Here is a 2,678-nt window from a genome sequence, read left to right on the forward strand (position 1 = left end):
CAGAATTGTTATACAATTAATACAAGACAATGATGTTGTTGAAGAAAAGGGGATTTTTTAGCATATTATGAAATACAAGCATGGCTTATACTTCGATTATCCTGAAGATTTGCATGCACACATGATAAGCCCTAAACAAGTCAGAGATATCGCACTCGATGGCAAGTTTCCTTATTATAATAAGGGCTTCTGGTTTAGAGTAGTCCAAGTCTTGGTACAAATTGTTATGATTCTTATTGTGTTCCCTGCAAACTATTTTCGATATGGCTTAAAAATCAAAGGAAAATCTAGATTGATTCAATATAGAAAAGCTTTCGACAATGGTTGCATTACAGTTTGTAATCATGTTTTTGAATGGGACTATATTTGTGTTAGAGCTGCTATGGGCCCAAAAAGAGGATACATGACTGTTTGGAAAGATAATCATAATTCCAATTTAGGAAAGATGATGAGAGTTGTTGGATCTATTCCAATTCCAGATACAAATAATATCGAAGCTATGCATAAATTCAACGATGATATTGAAAGAGCGCTTAATGATAAAAAAATGGTACATTTCTATCCTGAAGGCAGTATGTTCTATTTCTATCAAGATGTACGTCCGTTTATGCCTGGTGCATTTTACTACGCGGTTAAATGTAATAAACCTGTGTTCCCGTTAGCTATTTCATATAGACCTCCTAAAGGTTTATTCAAATTATGGAAAAGACATGGTGCTCCTTGCGTGACTATTGAAGTAGGTAGACCAATTTATCCTAACCAAAGTTTGACAAAAGCAAATGCTATCAGAGAATTATCTGAAGCATGTTATCAATCAGTGAAGAGAATGATGGAAAATAACACCCCAGAGATAGAATAAAATCCCTTGCTTTAGCAAGGGTTTTTATATATAATACCCATGGTTTATTTAAGGGGTATTATTATGAAAACAAAATCATTAAGATTACTAGTATTACCATTAATGTTTGGCTTTACCGGATGTGATGGTGGAACATTTATTGCTTGCATTTCTAACGAGACAAAAACTGGTTTTACAAAGGAATATCATTCTTTTGATGGGACATGTACATATAAAAGAGAGTTTGCTAAAGCACAAACAATCTCTGTAGACATTAAATCAACAGATGGCACATTGGCGTTTACAATTAAAGATACTAATAACGATAAAGAGATTTATTCTGGTAACTTCGATAAAGATACTGAAATCACAGCATTCACAGTAAACGCAGATGCGAGTAAATACGAATTTAAATTTGTCGGTACTAAACATAGTGGACATTTCAAAGTATCATACGCTGATAAAAATTAATAAATATTAAGATACTTTAATAAGAACAGCAGAAAAGCTGTTTTTATTTTTGACTTTTAAAAAATATTAAAAAGTAAATGCAAAATAATATAAAAATCTTTATGATATTCGCATGTGGGCTTTTTTAATAGTTTCAACATTAGCATGGGGTATTGCAGAAATATTCTATAAAAAAGGTAGCTTAGAGAAGGAAAAATATTCTCATTTAAAGACTACTGTATTTGTAGGTATTTTCATGGGCATCTACGCAACTGTCATTTTATTTACTCAAGATGTTGATTTAGCTAGTTTTCCTATAAACCTAGTTAGATATTTACCTGTTGCTTTATGCTATATCGTATCAATGACTTGCTCTTATTTTGGAGTTAGATTTATTCAAGAATCTATTTCAGATCCAATTGAAAATACATCAGGAGCAATTGTTCCAATTTTATGCGCAATTTTCTTGCATGAAGAATTTGAACCATTAGCTATTGCTGCAATAGTAGTTGTTGCTGTTGGTATTCTTTGTATTGGATTCTTTGATAAAAAAGGTAAAGAAGATCGCAATAAAAGACTCGGCAAGACTTTAGCTGTTTGGGCTATTGCAATGCCATTTTGTTACATGCTTTTAGATGCAGTTGGTACATTCTTAGATATTTTCTATACTGATAGTGTCGATACTACTTTACTTATTAACGTTACTGAAGAAAACTTAGAGCATACTGCAAACTGTGCTTATGAATTTACTTTCTTCCTCATTTCTATGGGAATTTTAATCTTCTTAAAAGCTAAAGGAGAAAAATTATTCTCAATTAAGAATAAAGGTGAAGAAAATGTTGAAGTAGACGCAAATGGACAAGCAGTAGTTGTTAAAGAAAATATATGGCAAAAGATTCTAAGCCAAAAATGGAAAATTTTAGCAGCAATATTTGAAACAATAGGCCAAGCCACTTACTTATTTGCGCTTTCTGAAGGCGAAGGAATTGCGGCTGTTATTTTAGGCGCAGGAACAGTTATTGTTTCGTTCATTCTTTCTAGAATTTTCTTAAAAGAGAAACTCAGCTGGTTACAATATATATTCATTGCAGTTATTTTTGCGGGAATTATAATGCTATCCTTTGTTGGGTAAAAATGGCAAAAATTGGGCAAAAAATGCCCATTTTTTCATATATTGGTTGACTAATCCGTATTTTCTTATAAAATACAAAAGGATTAAATTTTATTTAAGAGGTAAATTATTATGGCGATTGAAGCAGGCGATTTCAAAACTGGATTAACATTATTAATCGATGGCGATCCATGGGTAGTATTAGACTTTATGCATGTTAAACCAGGTAAAGGTGCTGCTATCTTAAAAACAAAAATGAAGAACTTAAAAACAGGTTCA

Annotated in this window: 4 protein-coding genes; all 4 read left to right on the plus strand. The window is 31.9% G+C overall.

Going from position 1 to position 2,678, the window contains the following annotated elements:
* Positions 1-67 precede the first annotated feature (67 nt).
* Positions 68-859 carry a 1-acyl-sn-glycerol-3-phosphate acyltransferase gene (locus J6Y29_05030; protein MBP5427234.1) on the plus strand — a complete coding sequence of 264 codons (792 nt, stop codon included), beginning with the start codon at positions 68-70 and terminating at the stop codon, positions 857-859.
* Between the two features lie 63 nt (positions 860-922).
* Positions 923-1,309, plus strand: coding sequence for a hypothetical protein (locus J6Y29_05035; protein ID MBP5427235.1), 387 nt, complete (start codon positions 923-925; stop codon positions 1,307-1,309).
* A gap of 112 nt (positions 1,310-1,421) precedes the next feature.
* Entirely contained in the window at positions 1,422-2,420 is a 999-nt protein-coding gene (locus J6Y29_05040; GenBank protein ID MBP5427236.1) for a DMT family transporter, read from the plus strand.
* A 111-nt stretch (positions 2,421-2,531) separates the two neighbouring features.
* On the plus strand, positions 2,532-2,678 hold a 147-nt coding region (locus J6Y29_05045; GenBank protein ID MBP5427237.1), incomplete at its 3' end, for an elongation factor P.

The organism is Clostridiales bacterium (assembly GCA_017961515.1).
Classification (GTDB): Bacteria; Bacillota; Clostridia; order Acetivibrionales; family RGIG10202; genus RGIG10202.